The sequence below is a fragment of the Agrobacterium sp. RAC06 genome, assembly GCF_001713475.1.
Classification (GTDB): domain Bacteria; phylum Pseudomonadota; class Alphaproteobacteria; order Rhizobiales; family Rhizobiaceae; genus Allorhizobium.
In genome coordinates this window covers 26,952-50,104 of the sequence record NZ_CP016499.1, presented here as the reverse complement: position 1 = coordinate 50,104, position 23,153 = coordinate 26,952, and the positions used below count along the sequence as shown (strand labels likewise).

General features: G+C 61.2%; 24 protein-coding genes. 22 read left to right on the top strand and 2 right to left on the bottom strand.

The annotated features are described in order from the left end of the window. The first annotated feature begins 188 nt into the window (after positions 1 to 188). From phnF to BSY240_RS00170, 13 genes are all read left to right on the top strand, one after another. Complete coding sequence (phnF, locus tag BSY240_RS00230; protein WP_069041000.1) at positions 189 to 935, top strand: phosphonate metabolism transcriptional regulator PhnF; 747 nt, start codon at positions 189 to 191, stop codon at positions 933 to 935. After that, positions 932 to 1,387 carry a phosphonate C-P lyase system protein PhnG gene (locus tag BSY240_RS00225; RefSeq protein WP_069040999.1) on the top strand — a complete coding sequence of 152 codons (456 nt, stop codon included), beginning with the start codon at positions 932 to 934 and terminating at the stop codon, positions 1,385 to 1,387. The genes phnF and BSY240_RS00225 overlap by 4 nt, the downstream gene beginning before the upstream one ends. Next, positions 1,387 to 1,944 carry a phosphonate C-P lyase system protein PhnH gene (phnH, locus tag BSY240_RS00220; RefSeq protein WP_069040998.1) on the top strand — a complete coding sequence of 186 codons (558 nt, stop codon included), beginning with the start codon at positions 1,387 to 1,389 and terminating at the stop codon, positions 1,942 to 1,944. The genes BSY240_RS00225 and phnH overlap by 1 nt, the downstream gene beginning before the upstream one ends. Continuing rightward, positions 1,944 to 3,029: a carbon-phosphorus lyase complex subunit PhnI gene (locus BSY240_RS00215; protein WP_069040997.1), complete on the top strand. Its 1,086-nt coding sequence runs from the start codon at positions 1,944 to 1,946 to the stop codon at positions 3,027 to 3,029. The genes phnH and BSY240_RS00215 overlap by 1 nt, the downstream gene beginning before the upstream one ends. After that, positions 3,026 to 3,940 (top strand): alpha-D-ribose 1-methylphosphonate 5-phosphate C-P-lyase PhnJ, encoded by a 915-nt coding sequence (locus tag BSY240_RS00210; RefSeq protein ID WP_054151620.1) that lies wholly within the window; start codon positions 3,026 to 3,028, stop codon positions 3,938 to 3,940. The genes BSY240_RS00215 and BSY240_RS00210 overlap by 4 nt, the downstream gene beginning before the upstream one ends. Continuing rightward, on the top strand, positions 3,937 to 4,752 hold the full coding sequence (locus BSY240_RS00205) for an ATP-binding cassette domain-containing protein (protein WP_054151619.1): 816 nt from the start codon (positions 3,937 to 3,939) through the stop codon (positions 4,750 to 4,752). Before BSY240_RS00210 ends, BSY240_RS00205 begins: the two co-directional genes overlap by 4 nt. Positions 4,753 to 4,759: 7 nt before the next feature. After that, entirely contained in the window at positions 4,760 to 5,467 is a 708-nt protein-coding gene (locus BSY240_RS00200; protein WP_069040996.1) for a phosphonate C-P lyase system protein PhnL, read from the top strand. Then, the gene (locus BSY240_RS00195) at positions 5,454 to 6,623 is read left to right on the top strand and encodes an alpha-D-ribose 1-methylphosphonate 5-triphosphate diphosphatase (protein ID WP_069040995.1); all 1,170 of its coding nucleotides are present in this window, start codon (positions 5,454 to 5,456) and stop codon (positions 6,621 to 6,623) included. The genes BSY240_RS00200 and BSY240_RS00195 overlap by 14 nt, the downstream gene beginning before the upstream one ends. Positions 6,624 to 6,802: 179 nt before the next feature. Continuing rightward, on the top strand, positions 6,803 to 7,609 hold the full coding sequence (gene phnC / locus BSY240_RS00190) for a phosphonate ABC transporter ATP-binding protein (RefSeq protein WP_069040994.1): 807 nt from the start codon (positions 6,803 to 6,805) through the stop codon (positions 7,607 to 7,609). Between the two features lie 21 nt (positions 7,610 to 7,630). Further along, positions 7,631 to 8,533: a phosphonate ABC transporter substrate-binding protein gene (phnD, locus tag BSY240_RS00185; protein ID WP_069040993.1), complete on the top strand. Its 903-nt coding sequence runs from the start codon at positions 7,631 to 7,633 to the stop codon at positions 8,531 to 8,533. Between the two features lie 65 nt (positions 8,534 to 8,598). Next, the gene (gene phnE, locus BSY240_RS00180) at positions 8,599 to 9,525 is read left to right on the top strand and encodes a phosphonate ABC transporter, permease protein PhnE (RefSeq protein ID WP_069040992.1); all 927 of its coding nucleotides are present in this window, start codon (positions 8,599 to 8,601) and stop codon (positions 9,523 to 9,525) included. After that, on the top strand, positions 9,525 to 10,385 hold the full coding sequence (phnE, locus tag BSY240_RS00175; protein ID WP_069040991.1) for a phosphonate ABC transporter, permease protein PhnE: 861 nt from the start codon (positions 9,525 to 9,527) through the stop codon (positions 10,383 to 10,385). Before phnE (BSY240_RS00180) ends, phnE (BSY240_RS00175) begins: the two co-directional genes overlap by 1 nt. Then, positions 10,382 to 11,020 carry a DapH/DapD/GlmU-related protein gene (locus BSY240_RS00170; protein WP_069040990.1) on the top strand — a complete coding sequence of 213 codons (639 nt, stop codon included), beginning with the start codon at positions 10,382 to 10,384 and terminating at the stop codon, positions 11,018 to 11,020. Before phnE (BSY240_RS00175) ends, BSY240_RS00170 begins: the two co-directional genes overlap by 4 nt. Positions 11,021 to 11,151: 131 nt before the next feature. On the opposite strand, the gene BSY240_RS00165 is transcribed toward BSY240_RS00170, so the two are convergent. After that, a complete protein-coding gene (locus BSY240_RS00165; RefSeq protein ID WP_069040989.1) occupies positions 11,152 to 12,174 on the bottom strand; it encodes a LacI family DNA-binding transcriptional regulator in 1,023 nt (340 codons plus the stop codon). Between the two features lie 315 nt (positions 12,175 to 12,489). Here BSY240_RS00165 and BSY240_RS00160 point away from each other — a divergent pair, with 315 nt between their 5' ends. The 7 genes from BSY240_RS00160 to BSY240_RS00130 all read left to right on the top strand — a co-directional run bounded on the left by BSY240_RS00160 (position 12,490) and on the right by BSY240_RS00130 (position 19,808). Next, positions 12,490 to 13,776: an ABC transporter substrate-binding protein gene (locus BSY240_RS00160; RefSeq protein WP_236759398.1), complete on the top strand. Its 1,287-nt coding sequence runs from the start codon at positions 12,490 to 12,492 to the stop codon at positions 13,774 to 13,776. Between the two features lie 205 nt (positions 13,777 to 13,981). Then, a complete protein-coding gene (locus tag BSY240_RS00155; protein ID WP_054151609.1) occupies positions 13,982 to 14,929 on the top strand; it encodes a carbohydrate ABC transporter permease in 948 nt (315 codons plus the stop codon). Next, on the top strand, positions 14,926 to 15,870 hold the full coding sequence (locus BSY240_RS00150) for a carbohydrate ABC transporter permease (protein ID WP_069040987.1): 945 nt from the start codon (positions 14,926 to 14,928) through the stop codon (positions 15,868 to 15,870). Before BSY240_RS00155 ends, BSY240_RS00150 begins: the two co-directional genes overlap by 4 nt. Further along, positions 15,867 to 16,055 (top strand): hypothetical protein, encoded by a 189-nt coding sequence (locus BSY240_RS00145; protein ID WP_054151607.1) that lies wholly within the window; start codon positions 15,867 to 15,869, stop codon positions 16,053 to 16,055. Before BSY240_RS00150 ends, BSY240_RS00145 begins: the two co-directional genes overlap by 4 nt. 3 nt (positions 16,056 to 16,058) lie before the next feature. Then, complete coding sequence (locus tag BSY240_RS00140) at positions 16,059 to 17,156, top strand: ABC transporter ATP-binding protein (RefSeq protein WP_069040986.1); 1,098 nt, start codon at positions 16,059 to 16,061, stop codon at positions 17,154 to 17,156. Further along, positions 17,149 to 18,144: an ABC transporter ATP-binding protein gene (locus BSY240_RS00135; RefSeq protein ID WP_069043759.1), complete on the top strand. Its 996-nt coding sequence runs from the start codon at positions 17,149 to 17,151 to the stop codon at positions 18,142 to 18,144. Before BSY240_RS00140 ends, BSY240_RS00135 begins: the two co-directional genes overlap by 8 nt. Before the next feature lie 11 nt (positions 18,145 to 18,155). Beyond that, positions 18,156 to 19,808: a dihydroxyacetone kinase subunit DhaK gene (locus BSY240_RS00130; RefSeq protein WP_054151605.1), complete on the top strand. Its 1,653-nt coding sequence runs from the start codon at positions 18,156 to 18,158 to the stop codon at positions 19,806 to 19,808. Between the two features lie 261 nt (positions 19,809 to 20,069). Here BSY240_RS00130 and BSY240_RS00125 read toward each other — a convergent pair whose 3' ends face one another. After that, on the bottom strand, positions 20,070 to 20,825 hold the full coding sequence (locus tag BSY240_RS00125; protein WP_054151604.1) for a DeoR/GlpR family DNA-binding transcription regulator: 756 nt from the start codon (positions 20,823 to 20,825) through the stop codon (positions 20,070 to 20,072). Positions 20,826 to 21,068: 243 nt separating this feature from the next. On the opposite strand from BSY240_RS00125, the gene BSY240_RS00120 reads away from it, so the two are divergent. Together BSY240_RS00120 and BSY240_RS00115 are read left to right on the top strand one after the other, a co-directional pair. Then, a complete protein-coding gene (locus tag BSY240_RS00120) occupies positions 21,069 to 22,034 on the top strand; it encodes an ABC transporter substrate-binding protein (protein WP_083229519.1) in 966 nt (321 codons plus the stop codon). A gap of 100 nt (positions 22,035 to 22,134) precedes the next feature. Beyond that, entirely contained in the window at positions 22,135 to 23,151 is a 1,017-nt protein-coding gene (locus BSY240_RS00115) for a quaternary amine ABC transporter ATP-binding protein (protein WP_069040985.1), read from the top strand. Positions 23,152 to 23,153 lie beyond the last annotated feature (2 nt).

Here is a 23,153-nt window from a genome sequence, read left to right as displayed (position 1 = left end):
TCTGTTGGTGGAATCGCCATCTAGACGCTAAGATTCGCAGTCCGCCCTCCTCGCTCGTGCATGCAGCTGTACTGATCGTACCTCGCTAACCCAAACCCATTTTCCTGTCCTGAGGATCAAGGCCGCGTCATCGCCGCGTCATACGCATGCGCTATCCATGATTCATTCGAATGAATCATGGATAGCGCATGCAGAGAGACACTTGGCAAATCGTCAAAGACCATCTGGCCAGTGACATCGCCTCCGGCAAACTTGCTCCCGGCACGCGGCTGCCGACGGAGCCCGAGCTGTGCGAGGCCTTCGGTGTTGGCCGCCACTCTGTCCGGCGCGCAGTTTCGGCGCTCGCGGTCGAGGGCAAGCTCAGGGTAGAACAGGGGCGCGGCACCTTCGTCGAGGCGACCCGGCTGATCAACTACCAGATCGGGCGCAGGACGCGTTTCCGCGAGAACCTGACCGGACAGGGTTACAAGCCCTCCGCCGAGCACCTCTCCTCAACTATCGTGCCGGCGCCCGACCGTGTAGCGGAGGCGCTAAGGATCGCACGCGGGGCCGAGGTCCATCGGATCATGAGGCGGGGTCTGGCCGACGACATGCCGATCAATCTCGGCATCGCCTTTCATCCGGTAGCGCTCTTTCCGGACCTAGGGGTGCGCCGTGAGGCCGGCGTTTCCGTGACCGAAATCTACCGTGACCACGGGGTCACCGACTATTTCCGCAAGAGCACCACCATCTTCACCCGCCGCGCCGAGCCGGAGGAATCCAGACTGCTGCGGCAACACCCAGATCATCCCGTCATGGTCGTCACAAAGATCGACGTCGATGCCAAGGGCACCGCGCTTGGTTATTCCGAGGCGGTCTGGGCAGGCGACCGCGTCCAGTTTTCTTTCGACAGTCTCGACGACCCCTTCGTGGGCGAGGAGGGCAAGGCCCCATGACAACACAGTTCCAGCATGCCGGTGCGCCGGGCGACGCCCACGCCCGCCGGCTCGAAACCCTTGCGCGCGCCAATACAGCCGCGCTGAAGGCCTTCGCGGAAGAGCTTCTTGCACCGCTCGGCGCGATCAACGTCATTCAGAGCCGCACAGGGCTCGCGATGCTGCCGATGTGCGACACGGTAAAGGGCACAGATTTTCATCTCGGCGAGGTGTTGGTGGCGGAGGCGCATATCCGGCTCCAGTCCAACGGCACTGAAGGCTATGGCATGATTGTTGGCCGCGACCTCGAGCGCGCCATGGCAATGGCGATCGTGGACGCCGCCGGATCGATCGAAATCCTCGCCGCGCGCATCACTGACTTCGTGGAAGATGAGGCCCTGAAGATCATGGGCGCAGACACAGAGCGCCTTCGCGCGGTCGAGGCGACCCGTGTAGACATGGAGACCTTCTGATGGATGCCTCCGCCCTGATTGCTGTCCCCGTTCCAAACGACCTGGAGCGGCTTCATAATGCCACCTACGACGCCCTGATGTGGGCGCTCGCCCGCCCCGGCACTGTCCAGACACTGCCACAGCCGGGCCTGGAGGCCATCGTCGAAACGCTGATTGACCGCGAATGCAGGGTCTTTTCGGGCCACAAGACGCTCCTGCCGCTGATCGCCTCGACCGGAGCGGCGATTACCGGCGCACGCGACGCCGACCACGCCTTTATCGATCTGGAAACTGAGGCGGGCCTGCGCGATCTGGCCGTCGTGCCCGCGGGATCGCATCTCTATCCCGATGATGGCGCCACCGTGTTTTCAAGGGCGAGAATTGGCGAGGGACAAGGGCTTCGCCTGCGTGGCCCCGGCATCGAAACTTATGAGGATATCCGCCTCGGCGGCCTCAGGCCTGATGTTTGGACGCTTCGCGCGACGCGTTGCCTCTACCCGACCGGGTTCGAACTCTTCTTCGTCGATGGAGACCGCGTTGTCGGTCTGCCACGCTCAACCACGGTGGAGGTGCTCTGATGGCCTATGTGGCAACTCGAGGCGGTGAACGCGCCATTGAACAGTCTGAGCGGCTCTACCGCGCAGAAATGGGGACGATTGACATGGAGCGTGTCGCGGACGTCCGCGACAGCCTGCCTTACCTGATCGACCGCGTGATGGGCGAGGCCTCGCTCTACGACCGTGATCTGGCAGCGCTTGCGCTCGCCCAGGCCGGCGGCGACCTTTACGAGGCGGTGCTCCTTCTGCGTGCCTGGCGCACCACCCAGCCGCGCCTTGCGATCGCCGAACCGGTGACGCAGGAAAGCCTTTTCACGCACCGCCGCATTTCTGCTGCCTTCAAGGATATTCCCGGCGGTCAGGTGCTCGGCCCGACGCTCGACTATTCACACCGATTGCTGGCGACCGGCGTGCTGGAAGGCCAGGCATTCGAGCCGACCCCGGTCGAACCTGCGGCAAGACCCGCACCGGCGTGCCAGCCGTCGCTTGCCGCCTGGCAAAAGGCGCAAGGACTGGTTGCAGACATCGCCGCCGACGAAGTCGCCCCTGACGACATTCCAGACCTCACCCGCGAGCCGCTTCTGTTTCCGGCCAAGCGCGCCCATACGCTGCAAAGCCTGGCTCGCGCCGACACAGGCGGTGTGCTGGCACTCGGCTATTCGGCGATGCGCGGCTATGGCAATGCGCATCCGACCGTCAACGAGCTGCGACTTGCAGAAGCGGAGGTGCGTGTGCGCCATCCGGCGGGCACGGTTTTCTCGGCTGGTCGCGTTCGCGTCTCGCAGGCGGAAGTCACGAGCAAAGGAAAAGGCGGCCAGCTTCAGCTCGGCTTCTGCGCGACACTCGGCTGGAACGAAATCAAGACCATCGCTGGCGCGACGCTGGATCTGAATTCGGCAGCGGCGGATCAGAATTCACCCGTCAACGAGGAATTCTTCCTCTACCACACCGAACCCGTGGAAGCCTCGGGCTTCTGCATCCATTTCAAGCTGCCGCACTACGTCACCTTCCAGTCTTCGCTCGACGCCCTGCGCGACGCAAAGAAGACGGCGCCCCCTGCCGATGACGCCACGAAAACCACCAAGCTCGTGAAGGAGCCGGCATGAGCCTTTCAGCACTCACAAAGCCATGGGAAGCCTTCAGCTACGGCTTCCTTGATGCCTCGGCCAAGCGCGAGCTGCGCCGCAAGATGCTGAAGGCGATTGCCGTACCCGGCTGCCAGATGCCCTATGCCAGCCGCGAGGTGCCGATTGCGCGCGGCTGGGGCACCGGCGGCCTGCAAGTGACGCTGACCCTGATCAAGCCCTCCTCCGTGATCAAGGTGATCGACCAGGGCGCCGACGACAGCGTCAACGCCGCCTCGATCCGCCGATTCCTTTCGCGCGTATCCGGCGCCGGTGAGACCTGGGACACGCAGGAGGCAACGATCATTCAGAGCCGGCACCGTATCCCTGAGGAAAAGCTGCGCGAGGATCAGATCCTCGTGCTGCAGGTGCCAAATCCCGAACCGCTGCGCCCGGTCGAGCCCAACATGTCGATCGCCCGCCAGATGCATGCCGACGCCGATTACGGCCGGCTGTGGCTGACGCTCTATGAGCAGATCGTGCGTTCGGGCCGCATCATGCAGGGCGCGGCCTATCCTTCGCTGGTCAACGGCCGCCATGTCATGACCCCCTCGCCGATCCCGCGCTGGGACGTGCCGAAGCTCGACATGGCAAGGCACCTGACCTTTCTCTCGGCTGGGCGCGAAAAGCGGCTCTACGCCGTGCCACCTTTCACGCGGGTCGAGCCGCTGGTCTTCTCCGACGTGCCCTACAAGGTCGAGGACCATGCCGCCCTCACCTGCCACCGCTCGGGCGTCAGCGGTTATTTCATGAACGAGATCCCGCAGGACGACGGCAGCTCGCAATTCGAGCTGTCCGACAGCAATTTCGGCATCAAGGCGATCCGCCGCACCGAGGGGCTGAACGTGGAACAGGGCGAGACTTGGTACAAGAACGGAGAATTCCGCCCATGATCGGAGAACTTCTGGCTGAGCGGCTGCAGAACGCGCCGCAACTGATGACAACCCCGCCGCTTCTGACAATGACCGACGTCAGCAAACGCTTCGGCAAGGTGGTCGCGCTTCAGGACGTGTCCGCCACCGTCTATCCCGGCGAGGTACTCGGCATCGTCGGCGAGAGCGGCTCGGGCAAGTCCACGCTTCTGAGGATGATGAACCTTGAGGACACACCCGACAGCGGTGACTATCGCCTGGCCCTGCCGGAGCTCGACGGCAACCTGTTCGATCTCGACCGCTTCTCCCGCCGCATGCTTTGCGCGCGCCATATCGGCATCGTTTACCAGAACCCGCATCTCGGCCTGCTGATGGGTCATACCAGTTCCGGCAACGTGGCGGAGCGACTGTTAATCGCTGGCGAGCGGAGTTTCGCCGAACTGCGCTCAAAGGCACGAGAGGCGCTCGATGCCTCCGAGTTCCCGTTAGAGCGCATGGATGCGCGGCCAATCGAACTGTCCGGCGGCATGCAGCAGCGCGTGCAGCTCGCCAAGGCGATTGCGCTCGAACCGGCACTGCTGCTGCTGGACGAGCCGACCACCGGCCTCGACGTCTCCGTTCAGGCGCTGGTGCTCGACACCTTGAAACGGCTGCAGCGGGACCGCGCGATCACCATGGTCATCGTCAGCCACGATCTCGGCGTGATCCGTACCATGGCAGACCGGGTCATGGTCATGCGGCGCGGTCGCGTGGTCGAGCAAGGCCTGGTCGACCAGATCTTTCAGGATCCGCAACACGAATACACCCAGCAACTCGTTCATGCCAAATTGTGAGGCCGCCATGCAGCCCGTCCTGGAGGTGGAAGGCCTCTCGAAAACCTTCCACATGCACCATCTCGACCAGAACCTTCACGCATTTTCAGGCATAGGGTTTACGCTGAACCCCGGCGAGTTCCTGCTTTTGAGAGGGCCGAATGGCGTCGGCAAATCGACGCTTCTGCGCACCCTCTATCGCAGCTATCTGCCGCGCGCGGGGCATATCTGGTACCATACAGCCGAGGGCCGCATCGACCTTGCCAGGGCAGCCGATGTCGATATTGCGTTTCTGCGCCGGCGTGAGATCGGCTTTGTCACGCAATTCCTGATCGCCCGTCCGCGGGTTCCTGCCGAGGATATCGTTGCCGAACCCTTGCGCCAAGCGGGCATGCAGCACGAAGAAGCGCTCGTCGAGGCACGGCGCTGGCTGGAGGCCTTCGGCGTCAAGCGCAATCTCTGGAAAGCCTATCCCACCACCTTTTCCGGCGGCGAACAGCAGAAGGTGAACCTCGCACGAGCGCTCATCCTGCCGCAGCGGCTGTTGCTGCTCGATGAGCCCACGGCCTCCCTCGATGCCGGCGCCCGAAAGGCGCTGGTCGACCGTCTCGCCGACCTCAAGGCGCAGGGTGTCGCCATGATCGGCGTCTTTCATCATCCGGGCGACGTGGCTGGGCTCATCGACCGGGAAATCGAACTTCAAGCCTTTGAGGAACTTGCCAATGTGGATCTCTGATTGCCAGGTGGTGCTGCTAGACCGCGTGCTGCCGAACGGTGCTGTGCGCATCGAAGACGGCATGATCGCCGAAATTTCGGAAAGACCTGTCACCAATGCCGATATGTCGGCGCAAGGCCTGATCCTTATGCCGGGCTTCGTCGACATGCACGGCGACATGGTGGAACGCGAGGTGGAACCACGGCCGAATGTGCGCATGCCGCTTGAGCTCGGTCTGCGCGATCTCGACCGCCGGCTTGCTGTTTCCGGCGTCACGACCGCCTATGCCGCGCTATCCTTCAGTCCTGCCTCGACCTACGGGCACCTGCGCAGCTACGAGCACACCAGCAGCGTCATCCGCGCGATCAAGACCATGCGCGGCAAGCTCCTGGTCGATCACAAAGTCCATGCCCGCTTCGAAATCACCTTCCCCAAGGCGCTCGCCGTGATCGAGGAGCTGATCGCCGAGGGTTCCGTAGATCTGATCTCGCTCAACGATCATACGCCGGGACAGGGGCAGTATCGCGATGTCGAGCGCCACATCGAAAAGCTCGCTCGCGAAAAGGGTATGAGCCTCGAAGAAGCCGCGCAGTCGATCGCGCGGCGCATCGAAGAGCGCACCCAGCCGGCTGACGTGATGACGCATACGCTGGATGCGATCTCCAAAGCCTGCCATGCCCATGGTGTGGTGATCGCTAGCCATGACGACGACACCGTCGCCAAGGTTCAACTGATGCATTCGCTTGGTGTCCTGATCAGCGAGTTCCCGGTCACCATCGAGGCCGCCGCCGAGGCGAAGAGGCTCGGCCTGATGAACGCCATGGGCGCGCCAAACGCGCTGCGCGGACAGTCCTATTCGGGCAACCTTTCCGCACGCGACGCTCATGCTGCCGGACTGCTGGATATCCTGGCCGCCGATTATCACCCGTCGGCCATCCTGCCGGCGGTGCTGGAACTGGCAAAGACCGACAAGCATGGCCTTTCCGGTGCCTGCCGGCTGGCGACGTCCAATCCAGCTCAGGCGCTCGGGCTTTCCGATCGTGGCGAGATCGCGGTCGGAAAAAAAGCAGACCTTCTTGTCGCCGACGATAATGGCATCGGCCATGTCCGCTGCGTCTTCCGGGGTGGCCGCAAAATCTATTCCGACGGTTCGCTCACCTTCGCTCAAGCGGCGTAAGATCGCTAAAGAACCTGTCGCAGTCTGACGGGCCGTGCATTGCACGGCCCGTTTCTCTTTCGCCCTTGTCTACAGGGCTTGGAGCGCCGCTGAGGCTGCTACAGAACTGTCGCAAATCCTCCAAATTAAATTCATTCGGATGATATGTCGCTGTCACAGAGGCGCTCCATGATCGCTTCATGGAAAAGAACACACTCTCCCTTCGCAAGCTCGGCCGCACCTTTGGCCAGACCAGAGCCGTCGGCGGTGTCAGTCTCGACATCGCCGCCGGAGAGTTCGTCGGTGTCATAGGCCGCTCTGGCGCCGGCAAGTCCACGCTGCTGCGCCTCATCAATCGGCTGATCGATCCAACCGACGGCAGCGTCCATTTTGGTGACCGCGAGATCACGTCGCTCAATGGACGGGCGCTGCGCCAGTGGCGACGTGAATGTGCGATGATCTTTCAGCAGTTCAACCTGATTGAGCGCCTTGACGTTTTGACCAACGTGCTGGTCGGCCGCATCTCGTCGCATGGTTTTGCGAGTTCTATGGCGATGCGTTTTTCCGACGCCGAACGGGCGCTGGCGATCCGCGCGCTCGACCGGCTCGATCTCGCGCCCCAGGCCCTTCAGCGCGCCGGCACGCTTTCAGGCGGACAGCAGCAGCGCGTCGCGATCGCCCGCGCTCTTCTGCAGGAGCCGAGGATCCTGCTTGCCGACGAACCCATCGCCAGCCTCGATCCCGGCAACGCCATGCGCGTCATGGAAGCGCTGCGCACCATCAACACCGAGGACGGCATCACCGTTATCGTCAACCTGCACACCCTCGACACCGCGCGTGCCTATTGCGACCGGATCATCGCCATGCGCTCCGGCATCGTCATGTTCGACGGCAGCGCCCGCAATCTTACCGACGATGTCGTTCGCGACATCTACGGCGGTTCCGGCCTCACCGAGTTCAACGAATCCATCACCTCGACCTCCATCCGGTCGGCGATTCCGGCCTGATCAACCTCTGGGAGAATACCAATGCGTCTCATCGCCGCCACAGCCCTCCTCACGCTTTCTTCCCTGCCGGCCATCGCTGCCGACTGGAAGTCCGACTACAAGGTCGTCCGCTTCGGCGTCCTGTCCGGCGAGAACGAGAAGGATCGCGTTGCTCGCTACAAGCCTTTCGAGGCCTATCTTGAAAAGACCCTCGGCATCGACGTCGAACTCTTCACTGCTGGCAATTACGACGGAGTCGTCCAGGCGCTCGCCGCCGACCAGATCGAATTCGCCTTCCTCGGCTCCTCCGCCTATGCCGCGGCCTATACCGAGACCGATGGCGGCATCGTTCCGCTCCTGACCGCGGTTCAGGAAGACGATTCCACCGGCTATTTCTCGGTCATCACGGTGCGCTGCGACAGCCCCTACAAGAAGATCGAGGACCTGAAGGGCAAGGTCCTGGCCTTCGCCGATCCGGATTCCACCAGCGGCTATGCTGTTCCGAACTACAACCTCGTGCAGCAGGGCTTCGAGCCTTCGACCTATTTCTCGGCCACGCCCTTCTCCGGCAGCCACGAGGCCGGCGTTCAAGGCGTCGTCAACGGACAGTTCGATGCCGCCGCCACCTATATCAACAACGAGAAGAGCGGCATTCCGCAGCGCATGGTCACCAAGGGCATGATCAAGGAAGGCGAGGTCTGCAATATCTGGAAGTCGCCCGAGATTACTTCCGGTCCGTTCACCGCCCGTGCCAACCTGCCGGCTGAACTGATCGCCGACATGCAGGCCGCTGTAAAGTCTGTTCCGGAAGCCGATCCGGCAGCCCACAAGGAAATGACCGGCGCGGAAAACTCGACGGCCAAAGGCTATGTCGAGGTCGACCATGACCGCTACCAGTGGATCGTCGACATGCGCGCCTGGCTGAAGGCCCAGCGCAAGAGCTGATCCCACGCAAACGCAGATGGGGCGATCTCGATAGGGATCGCCCCTTTTTTTTATAGGGAAACGCCATGACCTTCGCCCCTGCCGCATCCCCTTCCGAGGCGGTGCTGGATTTCGAACGCGCCTACGCCCGCCAGCGCGCCCGCGGCCGGCTTACCTTCCTCGTCGTGACGGCGGCGCTACTAATCGCCTTTGTTGTGACAGCCGATTTCTCCAATCTCCTGAAGGTCAGCCAGATCACGCTTTCTGACGGCAGCAGAGCCGAACGCTGGATCCTGCTCGCAGGCTTGCCACGGCTCGGCGAATATCTTGCCAAGACTATTCCTCAGCTGTCGTGGGAAACGCTTGGCGCAGATCTCGCTGCTTGGTTCTGGCGGTGGAAGGTCTGGGGCTGGCTCCTCCTCGAAACCGTGCTCATTGCCTTCATGGCAACCGCGCTTGGGGTCGCGGGCGGCTTCGTTATGTCCTTCCCGGCAGCGCGCAATCTCTCCCCCAGCAGGTGGCTGCTCTGGCTGTCGCGTCGCTATCTCGAGATAGCCCGCACGGTGCCGGAGCTGGTATTCGCGCTGATCTTCGTCTTCTGTTTCGGCGTCGGCCCGATGGCGGGTGTGTTGGCGATCGCGCTCCATACCTGTGGGGCGCTCGGCAAACTCTATTCCGAAGTGAACGAGAACATCGACATGCGCCCGCTGGAGGGCGTCAAATCGGCGGGCGGCAGCTGGGCTGACCAGATACGCTATGGCGCGGTGCCGCAGATCCTGCCGAACATCATCAGCTACACGCTGCTGCGTTTCGAGATCAATGTGCGTTCGTCCTCGATCATCGGCTATGTCGGCGCCGGCGGCCTGGGTCAGGAGCTTCGCACTGCCATCTCCTTGCAGGAATACACCGATTTGTCGGCGCTCTTCATCATCGTCTTCGTCACCGTCTTTGTGATCGACTGGGGCTCGGAAAAGCTGCGCCACCGGATCATCGGCATGGAAAGGACCCACTGATGACGACCGTTACCCGCGCGGAAATCCTGGCGCTGCGCCAGTCCATGCCGCTAGCCTTCCGTCCGTCCATGGAGACGCGGCTGAAGCGCTGGGGTCTGATGTTAGGCTTCGCTGCGCTGTTCGCCTGGTGCCTCTATGATTTCGGCTTCACGCCGGAACGCATCATCAACGGTCTTAGCCGCCTCGGCCGCGTTCTCTCCTTCATGTTCCCACCGCATATCTGGACCGAATGGGATCCCTTAAGCGATATCCTGACAGGCCTCGGCGAAACGCTCGCCATGGCCTTTCTCGGCACGCTGCTCGGCGCCGTCTTCGCCTTTCCGCTTTCCTTTCTCGGCGCCAAGAACATCAACCGCTTCGCCTTCTTGCGCTTTGGCGTTCGGCGCGGTTTTGACATCATCCGCGCCTTCGAGACGCTGATCCTGGCGCTCGTCTTCATCCGCGCCTTCGGCCTCGGCCCACTTCCCGGAGTGCTCGCGATCGCGGTGGGCGAAATCGGTGTTCTTGCCAAGCTCTACGCCGAGGCGATCGAGAACATCTCCAAGAAGCCCGTCGAGGGCGTTGTTGCCTCCGGAGGGTCTCGCTCCCAGGCCATCCGCTTCGGGATGCTGCCACAGGTCTGGCCGGTGCTTCTTTCAATCACCCTCTACAACTTCGAATCCAATGTCCGCTCAGGGACCATTCTCGGCATTGTCGGCGCCGGCGGCATCGGCTTCATCCTCTCCGACCGCATCGGCGCCTATCGATGGGACGAGGCCTGGTCGATCATCTTCCTGATCATCGCCATGGTCTATGTCATCGACGCCATCTCCGGCGCAATCCGCGAGCGGTTCATCGGCAAATGGGAACACGCGAAATGAAAATGCTGTCGGAAGCTCCGACCATCCATGAAACGGCGACGGTCGTCGGCTGCGAACTCGGCAAATGGACCGAGATCCAGGCCCATGTGAGCATGCGGGAAAGTCAGTTCGGTGACTATTCCTACATCGTCAAGGGCGGCAACGTTGTATGGTCGACGATTGGCAAGTTTTGCTCGATTGCCGAAGGCGCGCGCATCAATCCCGGCAACCACGCCACCTGGCGCGCAAGCCAGCACCACTTCACCTACCGAGCTGCACAATACGGGCTGGGCGAAGACGACACCGACTTCTTCCAGTGGCGCAAGGATCATTGGGTGACCATCGGCCACGACGTGTGGATCGGCCACGGCGTCACAGTACTTGCAGGCGTGACAATCGGTACCGGCGCAGTGATCGGCGCCGGTGCGGTCGTCTCGAAGGATGTCGAGCCTTACACGATCGTCGGCGGCGTTCCCGCAAGGCTCATCAAGCGGCGCTTCAGCGAAAAGCAGGCCGAAGCACTGCTCGATATCGCTTGGTGGAACTGGCACCATGACACGCTGCGCGGCCGCCTGCCTGACATCCGCGCACTCGCGATCGACGCCTTCATCGAAAAGTATCGCCGGGACACGGCCTCCCCCATGGCATCGACTTGAACCAGGCGGCCCTCTGTTGCCCTGCCTCTTGGACTGCTGGTTGCGCCGCACTCGCATCTCTGCAAGGTGAGGCAATGATCGGCAAGCCACACGACTGACCTGACGCCTACGGCTCCGCTCAGACGTCGCGCTTAGAGGTTTTCCTTAAGCAGGATCTCTATACGGATCTTTTCCTGTGCAGCCAGCGGCTCGCGGGCATCCGATCGGGCGCGCATGATACGAATTGCGCTGCGCACAGCATGGCCCGGATCTTGTGCGATGACGGCATCGATCACCTCGTCGCGAAGCGCCTGTTCGGTAAAAGGCGTTCGCTCGTGTACAACCACCGCAATTCTGCTCAGCTCAACATTTCCAGAAGCTGCCAGGATCGGCAAGCGAGCCTCTGCGCTCAGCACGTAGATGCCAGCCACGTCGCGATTGCCAGCCAGCACGCGGCCAACCACCTGCCGCGTGCGTGCCTCATCGGCATGGGTTTCGATCGAAGGCAGGCAGGTCAAATGCGGAAACATCTGGTTGATGACCTGGTCAAAGCCGAGGCGGCGCTGGATGCTATCGAGCGATTGCATGGTTTCTGCAATCACCAAGACTTTCCCAGGCTGTGAACCTGCCAGCATGCCCATCAGCTTGCCAGCGGTTGCTCCAGCCGCAAAGTTATCAATGCCGACGAAATCAGCCTCAGGCAGTTTCTCCTGACCGGAAAGAAACTGCACAACCTTGATATTACGCTCAAGCAACCGGGCCATGGCGTCACGCACCTGCGGGGACTCGGGCGCCATTAAGGCAACACCGTCAACGGCCTCCCTGTCCAGACCGGAGAGGAGCTTTGCGATGCCATGTGCATCGTCGGTCGCGATCTGACGGCAGGTGATTTCAGTGAGGTCGCCTTTCAACGCAACGGTCAGCTCCTCCACATGGCGTAGGAGTTCAGTGAGGTACAGATCGCCGCTAACCGGCAGCAGAAACAGGAAGCGATATAGTTTGCTGCGGGCCAGGCTGACGGCTGCCGGGTTGCGCACGAAGCCGATCCGCTCGATCGCGTCGTTCACCAGCCGAGCAGCCTTCGGGCTCACATTGGGCCGGTCGTTCAAGACACGGTCGACGGTCGCAAGGCTGACGCCCGCAGCCTCGGCCAGATCCTTCGCTGTAGGACGCATAAAGACTTCCTGCTGATTTCCCCCTGGCAGAGCTTTCCTTCAAATCGCGGCAAAACGCAAGAAATGATGTGCGCACCTCAAAAACGACTTGCTTTGAGGTGCGCACATCAATTAGCCTTGTACGTGGTTCAGGTCGGCGCAAGCAACGCCGCCCGTTCCGCTGGAGGAGGCCGGCCAGGATGAGGGTCCGGAGCCGGCATTTGGCCCGAAAGGGCGTTTCGCCATCCGTTGGAGACCGGACGGCGCTGGGAGGATGACATGATGAAATCCCTTTATGTGAAAGGCCTGCTTGCTGCCGCGACAGTCGGATCTTCAATGAGTTTCGGCGCTGTCGTGGCGCATGCCGATGAAAAGGAACTGACACTCTGCTGGGCCGCCTGGGATCCGGCGAATGCGCTGGTCGAACTCAGCAAGGATTTTGAGGCCTCGTCCGGCATCAAGATGAAATTCGAGTTCGTGCCGTGGCCGAACTTCGCCGACCGCATGCTCAACGAGCTCAACTCCGGCGGCAAGCTCTGCGACCTGATGATCGGCGACAGCCAGTGGATCGGCGGTGCCGCCGAAAACGGCTGGTATGTGAAGCTCAACGATTTCTTCGACAAGGAAGGCATCAGCATGGATGCCTTCGTGCCGGCAACCGTCACAGGCTATTCGGAATGGCCGAAGAATACCCCGAACTACTGGTCGCTACCGGCCTTTGGTGACGTGGTCGGCTGGACCTATCGCAAGGACTGGTTCGAACGCCCGGAAATCCAGACAGCCTTCAAGGAAAAGTTCGGTCGCGACCTGACGCCACCGGCAACCTTCGACGAACTCAAGCAGGTCACCGAATTCTTCCAGGGCCGGGAGATCGATGGCAAGACCGTCTACGGCGCCTCGATCTATACCGAGCGCGGCTCGGAAGGCATCACGATGGGCGTGATGGACGTGCTCTACAGCTATGGCTTCAAGTACGACAACCCCGAAAAGCCCTATGAGATGGAGGGCTTCGTGAATTCGGAAGGCGCCGTGAAGGGCCTCGAATTCTACAAGTCGCTCTATGATTGCTGCGTCGCGCCGGGCACGTCGAACACCTACATGGGCGAAGGCATTGACGCGTACAAGTCGGGCCAGGTCGCCATGCAGATGAACTTCGCCTTCACCTGGCCGGGCTTCGAGGCGGATCCGAATGTCGGCGGCGGCAAGACCGGCTATCTCGTCAATCCCGCGGGCCCCGGCGGCGAGAAATTCGCCCAGCTCGGCGGTCAGGGCATTTCGGTCGTCGCCAATACCGACAACATGGACGGCGCGCTGGCCTACATCAAGTGGTTCGCCCAGAAGGATGTGCAGGACAAATGGTGGTCCATGGGCGGCTTCTCGTGCCTTCGCGCCGTGGTCGAAGACCCGAACTTCGCCAAGAGCCAGCCCTATGCACAGACCTTCCTCGACAGCATGGCAATCGTGAAGGACTTCTGGGCCGAGCCGTCCTATGCGTCGCTCCTTCAGGCATCGCAGAAGCGCTTCCACGATTATGTCGTCGCTGGCAATGGCACCGCCAAGGAAGCGCTTGACGGGCTGATCGCCGACTGGACGGAAACCTTCGAGGACGAAGGTAAGCTCTGACATAGGACGAGCTTGATGCCCGGACCCGGGTAAGCCCCCTACTCTCTCCCTCGGCAATGCCGAGGGAGAGACACAGAGCCAGCGCTGCCGCCGGCACCAATCTTTAAAACCCTTGAAGCCTGCCGGCTGAAGCTGAACCTTGCCTCTTTGCGACAAGGCACAAGGACCCGGCTGCCCATTTGGAAACGTCACACGGATCGGGACGATGACCGACAAAACTGCAGACCGCCTCGCCCGCGCAACACCCGAACCGGTTGCAAAACGTATCCGGGGACTGAGCGATAGAGCCATTGCCTGGATTTTTGTCGCGCCGACGATCTTCCTGCTTCTGTCGGTCAACATATTTCCGCTGATCTGGACCATCCGCCTGTCCTTCACGAACTTCGCCGCCAACAAGCCGAATGCGGAAGTGCAGTGGGTCGGGTTGCGCAATTACATGCGCATCCTGACAGACGCCGACACCTGGGCGAACATGCAGACAACCGCCCACTTCCTCATCTGGACAATCACCTTCCAGGTGCTGATCGGCTTCTCCCTGGCATGGCTGATCAACCGCAAGTTCAAGGGCAATGACCTGGTCACGACATTGATCGTCATCCCGATGATGCTCTCGCCCGCTGTGGTCGGCAATTTCTGGACCTTTCTCTACCAGCCGCAAATCGGCCTCGTGAACTACGCCGTCGAATTCCTGACCGGCATTCCGGCCGACAGCTTCTCGATGCTTGGCCCCGGCGGCTGGGCACGCTGGGCGATCGTCATTGTCGACACCTGGATGTGGACGCCCTTCGTCATGCTGATCTGCCTGGCGGGCCTGCGCTCCATTCCCGACTACATCTATGAGGCAGCGGAGGTCGACCGCGCATCGAAGTGGCGGCAGTTCTGGACGATCACCCTGCCGATGGCGCTACCGTTCCTGATGCTTGCGGTCCTGTTCCGCGGCATCGAAAATTTCCGGATGTTCGACCTCGTGGTCCTTCTGACCGGAGGCGGACCGGGGGACGAGACACTGCTCGCCTCGATCGATCTAAAGCGAGAGGCCTTCGAAAAATGGCGGACCGGCTATTCCAGTGCCTATGCAATCATCCTGTTCGTCACGGTATTCGGCCTCGCCTCTATTTACGTCAAGGCACTGAACAAGGTTAAGGAACGATGAGCGCACATTCCGTCACCGAACCGTCGCCTGCCTCCAAGTGGATTGCAGGCATCCTTGTCGGACTTTACGCGGTAATCACGCTGATCCCGTTGCTGTGGATCATTTCGACGAGCTTCAAGTCCGGCCCGGACTCGATCAGCTATCCGCCGAAAGTGGTCTTCCAGCCGACGCTTGAAGGCTATGTGAACCTCTTCACAACACAGGCGCGCCCGTCGGCACAGGACCTTGCCAAACTGCCACCGCCCACCACCTGGTATGACAAGATCACCCGAGACAGAGGCATGATCATCTCGGGTCCGTCGCGCTTCGGTCAGAGGTTCCTGAATTCGGTCATCATCGGCTTCGGCTCGACATTCCTTTCAATCTTCCTCGGAACGCTTGCAGCTTATGCCTTCAGCCGCTTCAAGGTGCCGCTTAAGGATGACCTCCTGTTCTTCATCCTGTCGACCCGCATGATGCCGCCGATTGCGGTCGCGATCCCGATCTATCTGATGTTCCGCCAGCTCGGACTTTCCGACACCCACCTCGGCATGATCCTGCTTTATACGGCGGTCAACCTGTCGCTATCGGTCTGGCTGCTCAAGGGCTTCATCGATGAAATCCCGCGCGAATACGAGGAAGCGGCACTGATCGATGGCTATACCCGCTTCCAGGCCTTCTACAAGGTCGTGCTGCCGCAGGCCGCAACTGGCATCGCCTCGACCGCGATCTTCTGCCTGATCTTCGCCTGGAATGAATATGCCTTCGCGGTCCTGCTGACGAGCGGCAATGCCCAGACGGCACCTCCCTTCATTCCAACCATCCTCTCAGTCGGCGGCGGAATCGACTGGCCGGCGGTTGCAGCGGCTGCGACGCTGTTCTTGCTACCCGTGGTCGTCTTCACCGTTTTGTTGCGCAAGCATCTGCTGCGCGGCATCACATTCGGAGCCGTGCGCAAATGATGAACTTCCTTACCCGCCTCAGCCGGTTTCGCCGGTCCGAATGGGAAATGATCGCCTCGGCCTTGATTGCGCTCGGCGTGGTCATGCTCATGCAGCCGCTTTCGCTGACGCTCTTTACCTTCTCCTTTCCGGTGACGCTGATCGGAACCGTCATGTTCATCGTCGTCAGTCATTTCCCGGAGTAAGTGATGGCTCAGATCCGCGTTCAAAACCTGCGTAAAGACTTCGGAGCCTTCAATGCGGTGAAGTCGTCGACCTTCACCGTCGAGGACGGTGAGTTCTTCATGCTGCTCGGCCCGTCAGGTTGCGGCAAGACGACGACGCTGCGGATGATGGCTGGCCTTGAACTGCCGACCAGTGGCGAGATCTATATCGGCGGCGATGAGGTCGGCATGAAGCGCGCGAGCGAGCGCGACATCGCCTTCGTCTTTCAGATGTTTGCGCTTTATCCGCATATGAATGTGCGCAAGAACATCTCCTATCCCCTGGTGAGCCAGGGCGTCGCGCGCGCAGAAGTCGATCGCCGTGTCGCCGAAGTCGCCCGCATCCTACAGATCTCATCGATCCTCGACAAACCCGTCGGCGGGCTTTCGGGCGGCGACCGGCAGCGCGTGGCGCTTGGCCGTGCGATCGTACGCCAGCCGAAAGCCTTCTTCATGGACGAGCCCCTCGGCGCACTCGATGCGGAATTCCGCGAACATATGGCCGAGGAGCTGCGTGCCCTTCATGATCGCATGGGGGCGACCACCGTATATGTCACCCACGATCAGCTGGAAGCCATGCAGATGGGCGACAAGATCGTCGTCATGAACCATGGCGTGATCGAGCAATTCGGCAAACCCCAACAGATCTACGACTGGCCGGCAACCAAGTTCGTGGCAAAGTTTATCGGCTCGCCGCCGATGTCCTTCCTTGAGTTCGAAGGCGCGATTGAAGAAGGCGGCAATGCAGTGGAGATCGGTGGATCGCGCATCGAGCTTCCCACATCCAGGGAAGGCTGCAAGGGTGCGCTGACACTAGGGGTGAGGCCGGAACATGTCCGCCTGTCGGACGCGGCCGGCCTTCGCGGACGGGTGGCCGCCGTTGAATATCTCGGCACCACACAGATCCTCACGATCGAGACCAACCACGGAGAGATCAAGGTGCGGACAGCATCAAGCGATGTGATCCGAACGGGGGCTTCCGTTGGGCTTGAATTGGATCGCCGCTCGCTCACCCTTTTTGATGCGAAAAGTGGGAGGGCACTGGTGTCCGAAGGCAATGAAGGAGTACTTGCTCGTGGCTGACGTCGTCCTTTCCAGCATCAGCAAGTCGTTCGGCGCCACCCGTGCGCTCGATGACGTGACGATGACCGTTCCGGATGGCTCGTTCGTGGTACTCCTGGGGCCCACCGGAGCCGGAAAAACCACCCTTCTGCGCACGGTGTCCGGCCTCGACACACAAGACAAAGGCGACGTCAGGATTGGCGGACGCTCTATGGCAGGACTGACACCAGCACAGCGCAATATCGCGATGGTCTTTCAGCAGTATTCCCTCTATCCGCACATGACAGTGCGGCAAAACCTCGAATTTCCGCTGAAGTCGCCGCTGCTGCGCACGCCGCAGGCGGAGATCGACCAGAAGGTGAAGGCGATCGCCGAGGTCCTGCAGATCTCCCACAAGCTCGACAACAAGGCGACAGCCCTTTCGGGGGGAGAGATGCAGCGCGTATCGATCGGTCGCGCGCTGGTCCGCAATCCGCAGATTTATCTGATGGACGAGCCACTCAGCTCGCTCGACGCGAAACTCCGCGCGGATCTCCGCGTTGAACTGAAGAACATCCAGGCTCAGTCGGGCGCCACGTTCCTCTATGTGACGCATGACCAGATCGAGGCGATGACCATGGCGACCCATGTCGGTGTACTCAAGGAGGGTCAACTCGCGCAGTTCGGATCGCCGCGCGAGATCTATGAAACGCCGGTCAGCATCTATGCAGCAACCCGGCTTGGTCAGCCGCGCATCAACGTGCTCCCCGCAAGCCTCTTCCCCGGCGCACCGGTCAGGGCCCATTCCATTGGGCTGAGGCCCGAGCATATTCGTGCGGGAGAAGGCCAGGAAGCTCAGGTCACCCGGGTCGAACATCTCGGCGATCAGACGCGCCTTCATCTCATGCTCGGGGAACACCCGATCATCACCGTCACCGATGCCCATACCGCTCTCAAGGGCGGCGACATCATCAAAATCCAGCCGCACAAGCCGCTTTATTTCGATGCGGCCGGAATGCGTCTCGTCTAAGGGAGGGTCTCATGCCACAATTCCTCAACAGCAGGGAAAATGCCGTCACCGAAGCAATCGACGGCGTACTCATGGCCTCAGCCGGAGCCTTGAGCCGCCTGGATGGCTTTCCGCATATTCGCGTCGTGGTGCGGTCCGACTGGGACAAGTCGAAGGTGGCGATCGTGTCGGGCGGCGGATCCGGCCATGAGCCGGCCCATGCAGGCTTTGTCGGACGCGGCATGCTGACGGCCGCTGTATGTGGTGATGTCTTCGCCTCCCCGAGCGTCGACGCCATTCTGGCTGCAATCCTTGCTGTGACCGGCCCGCTCGGTTGCCTGCTGATCGTCAAGAATTATACTGGCGACCGGCTGAACTTCGGCTTGGCGGCCGAGCGCGCGCGCGCCTTCGGGCTCAATGTCGGGATGGTGATCGTAGATGATGACATTGCGCTTCCCGACCTGCCGCAGTCTCGCGGAGTCGCGGGCACGCTCTTCGTGCACAAGATCGCCGGTGCGATGGCCGAAAACGGCGCAAGCCTCGATGCCGTCATCGACACTGCACGCCGCGTGATCGCCAATATTCGCTCGATCGGGATTTCGCTAGACACCTGCACCGTACCGGGCTCGCCCAAGGAGGCGCGAATTCCCGAAGGCCGCGCTGAACTCGGCCTTGGCATCCATGGTGAGGCGGGCGTGGAGCAGATCGAGTATGACGGCGTGCGTGGCGCGGTGGCAGCGATGGTGGACCGCCTTGCCGTGGGCATGGAAGACAAGCCGCATGTCGTACTGATCAATAATCTTGGCGGCACCTCCGTGCTCGAAATGGCCGTGGTCCTCAACGAACTTGTCCAGTCGGCGATCGGCGATCGGATTTCGCATATCGTTGGTCCTGCCCCATTGATGACCTCGCTCGACATGCAGGGCTTTTCGATCTCGGTCATGCCGGCGGAAAAAGCCGACCTCGACCTGCTTGCCAAGCCAGTCGATCTTGCAGCATGGCCAGGCGTAACGGCTATCCGGCCGGTCAACCTCATCGCCCTGCCCGACGGATTGACCCCGATCGCGCCACTTGCCTCGCAGCATCTGCCGACCCGTCAATTTCTCACCGAGTGCTGCAAGCTTCTGATCGAGGCAGAAAAGGACCTCAATGCGCTTGATGCAAAATCCGGTGACGGCGATACCGGCTCGACCCTTGCAAGCGCCGCACGGGCCCTGATCGAGGCTCTGGACCGCCTGCCGCTTGCTGACCATACCCAGTTACTGCGCGCCATGGGTCAGGAGCTTAGCCAGACCATGGGCGGTTCGTCCGGAGTGCTGCTCGCCATCTTCTTTGCTGCGGCAGGCGATGGAGCCTCAAGTGGGCTCGGCATGCGCGACGCGTTGAAGGCCGGGCTTGCCCGCATGCAGGAAATCGGCGGCGCTGCGCTCGGCGACCGAACCATGATCGACGCACTTTCGCCTGCGCTTGATGCCTATGACAAGGGTTTCGCGGCAGCAGCAAGTGCTGCACGCGCAGGCGCCAACCTCACCGCAACCTACGTCAAGGCCCGAGCCGGGCGGGCCGCGTATATCAATGCTCAGCAGCTCGAAGGACACATCGATCCAGGTGCAGAGGCTGTCGCGCGTCTCTTCGAGTTCCTGGCGCGACGCCATGGCGGCTCTCAGGGCAAGGCAGCTGAGTGATGCACTGAACCAAGGACGGGTGCGGTGGATGCCGTGCATCCGCACCGTCTCTGACGCGCCAATTTAAAACTGTCTTCGGACCGGGACTTCAGGCTCGAACGCGCAGACCAACCGAGACATCGCGGGACCCTGACTGTCAAAGCGACGTGACGATCGATCATGGCCTCAACGTTTCCAACAAACGTGGTCTTCTAGGCGCGCAAAACGTGCGTCCCGATCGGGAAGTTCGGCTACCGGCCGAAGAACACATAGCCTCAGAGTTCAGGCAAGCAACACACTGGTACCGGCTGCAGCCATAGCCTCGGCAATGTCCGGTGGAGGCTGCACATCGGTCGCAAGCTCAGCGATCGCCTCAAAGCCACAGACACGGACCAGACCCTCGCGACCGAATTTACTCCGGTCCGTCACAACCAGCGTGCGTCGTCCGCGCGTGATAACCGTTCGGGCAAATTCCGCCTCATCCAGATCGTAATCCATCATCCCCTCTGAATTCACGGCACCCGTCGAGATGATCGCGTGGGTTACGGAAAATCGACTGATGAAATCGATAGCCGTACTCCCGAACGCCGCCCCGTTGTCGCTGCGCAACTCCCCGCCTGCCATGTAAACTTTGTTGTCATTCAGCGTAGCAAGCGTGCGCGCGATGTCGGAAGAGTTTGTCACGACGGTCAGACGCCGGTGACCCAGGAGTTCCCGCGCAAGGAAGCTCGTTGTCGTGCCTGTGTCCATCATGATCGAGTCCCCGTCACGTATGGTCGCTGCAACAGAGGCCGCGATGGCCCGCTTGGCCTCGCTGTTTTCACGCATCCGGCGTTCGAACGGCGCCTCGCCGACCATGGAAGTCAGGCTTACTGCGCCATGCATCCTGATCAGACTGCCACCGTTTGCCAACGGTTTAAGATCCCGCCGAATAGTCTCCAGCGATACACCGAGTTTGCGCGCAAGGGCCGAAAGGGCCACAGTTCCCTCGCGATCCAGAACACGCAAGATCTCTCGCTGCCGTGTTGAAGGGGGCATGACCATCTCCATCCTGCTCGTCACCGCATCGTTAGCTCGCGGCAACACCAGCTTCAAGTAGACACCACATAATCGGTCACAAAATCACAAAATGCCACAGATTCGGATTGACAAGCTCTCTCGCTTGACCCGAGACTGCGGACATACACGCGGTCGTCATCAGATACGAAAAGTACGGGGAACGGCGACCGGGTGCCTTGCCAGATTTAAGCAATCTCAACGGGCTCTACTGGGAGAACTCGAATGCTTCACCATGACCGCATGCCGAGAACTATCGCAGCCGCATTGCTGATGACTGCCGCATTCTTCGTCACACCGACATCAGCGCAGGAATCCACCGATCCGATCAAACTGACATTACATGACTGGACAGGCCAGTTGATCACCACCCAGATCATGGGCGAGGTGTTGAAGAAGGCGGGCTATTCCGTCGAATTTGTTCAGGCCGACTATCTGGCCCAGTTTGCCGGTCTCGAATCCGGAGACCTCCATGTTGCCATGGAAATCTGGGAAACGACCGGCCGCGAGGCGATGGACGCAGCCACGGCAACGGGCAAGGTCGAAAACCTCGGCGAAACCGGCATGCAAGCCAAGGAAGAATGGTGGTTTCCCGAATACATGAAGGAGAAATGCCCCGGCCTGCCGAACTGGGAAGCTCTGAAGACTGAAGCCTGTGCCGAAGCCTTCTCGACGGCGGAAACAGCGCCGAAAGGCCGCTATCTCGGCGGTCCGGTCACCTGGGGCGGATTTGATGACGAACGTGTCGAAGCGCTCGACCTGCCCTTCGAGGTCGTGCATGCCGGAACCGATGCGGCACTCTTCGCAGAGCTTGAAAGCGCCTATCAGCGTCAGGCACCGATCCTCCTCTGGATCTACGCGCCGCATTGGGCCCCAGCCAAATACAAGGGCGAATGGGTCGAATTCCCGCAATACACCAAGGAATGCTACACCGACGCCGCCTCGGGCTCCAACCCGGACATGGCCTATGATTGTGGCAAGCCCTTCGGTCCGATCTGGAAGGTCGCCTGGTCCGGTTTGAAGGACAAGTGGCCCGGCGCCCATGAGGCTATCAAGGCCTTCAACGTCGGCAACGACGAAATGGGCGCGATGATCACCAAGGTCGATCTCGAAGGCAAGAAGGTCGAGGAAGTCGTCGCCGAATGGGTCGGCGCCAACGAGGCCAAATGGTCGGAATGGATCAAGAAATAGCCGGACTGGCTTCGGTCGCCCGCGCACTCCCTCGGCGCGGGTGACCGTTCTTTCGAGCGGCCCCTGCGGGCTATCCGTCCTGCGATCCAGCGGAACTGCCATGTCGACTGAAGCCAAACTCGTCTGCCGCAATGTCTGGAAGATATTCGGTGCGGGCGCCCGCGATGCCATGTCCTCCAACGATGGCAAGCCTGACGCCGAGACGCTGTTAGATTCCGGCCTGGTCGGCGCCGTCAGGGACGTCAATCTTGCGGTGAGAGCCGGCGAAATCTTCGTGATCATGGGGCTCTCAGGCTCTGGCAAATCAACACTGGTGCGCTGCCTGTCACGACTGATCGAGCCGACATCTGGCGAAATACTCTTCAACGGGGAAAACCTGCTCTCAGCCAGCGAAGCGCGGATGATCGAGATCAGGCGCCATCAGATGGGCATGGTCTTCCAGCATTTTGCGCTACTGCCGCATCTGACGGTGCTCGACAATGTCGCCTTCCCCCTGGAAGTCCAGGGCATAGACCGGCCGACGCGGGAGGGTCGCGCCAGACGCATGGTCGAACTGGTCGGTCTCGCCGGCAAGGAGACCGCCTTCCCGCGCCAACTCTCCGGTGGCCAGCAGCAACGCGTCGGCATTGCCCGCTCGCTCGCGGTCGAACCCGAACTCTGGTTCCTGGACGAACCTTTCTCGGCGCTCGATCCGCTGATCCGACGCGAAATGCAGGACGAATTCCTGCGCCTGCAATCGCTGCTGAAGAAGACCATTGTCTTCATCACCCACGACTTCGACGAAGCGATCCGGCTCGCCGACCGCATCGCGATCATGAAGGATGGCGAGATCGTACAGGCCGGCACCCCCGAAGAACTCGTTCTGGCGCCCGCCACCGATTACGTCGCCGAATTCACCCGCAACGTCGCCCGTTCCAAGGTCGTCAAGGTCGCCTCGCTGATGAAGGCCGCAACCGGGCCCCTGCCCGCGGTCACCACCTCGCCATCGGCTTCCATCTCGGAAGCCGCCCCCCTGTTCTCCACAGCCGGTGACACGCTCGGCGTCGTCGATGCAGATGGCCGGACGGTTGGTCTCCTGCGACGCAGCGATGTCGTTGACGTCATGATGCAGGGCTGAGC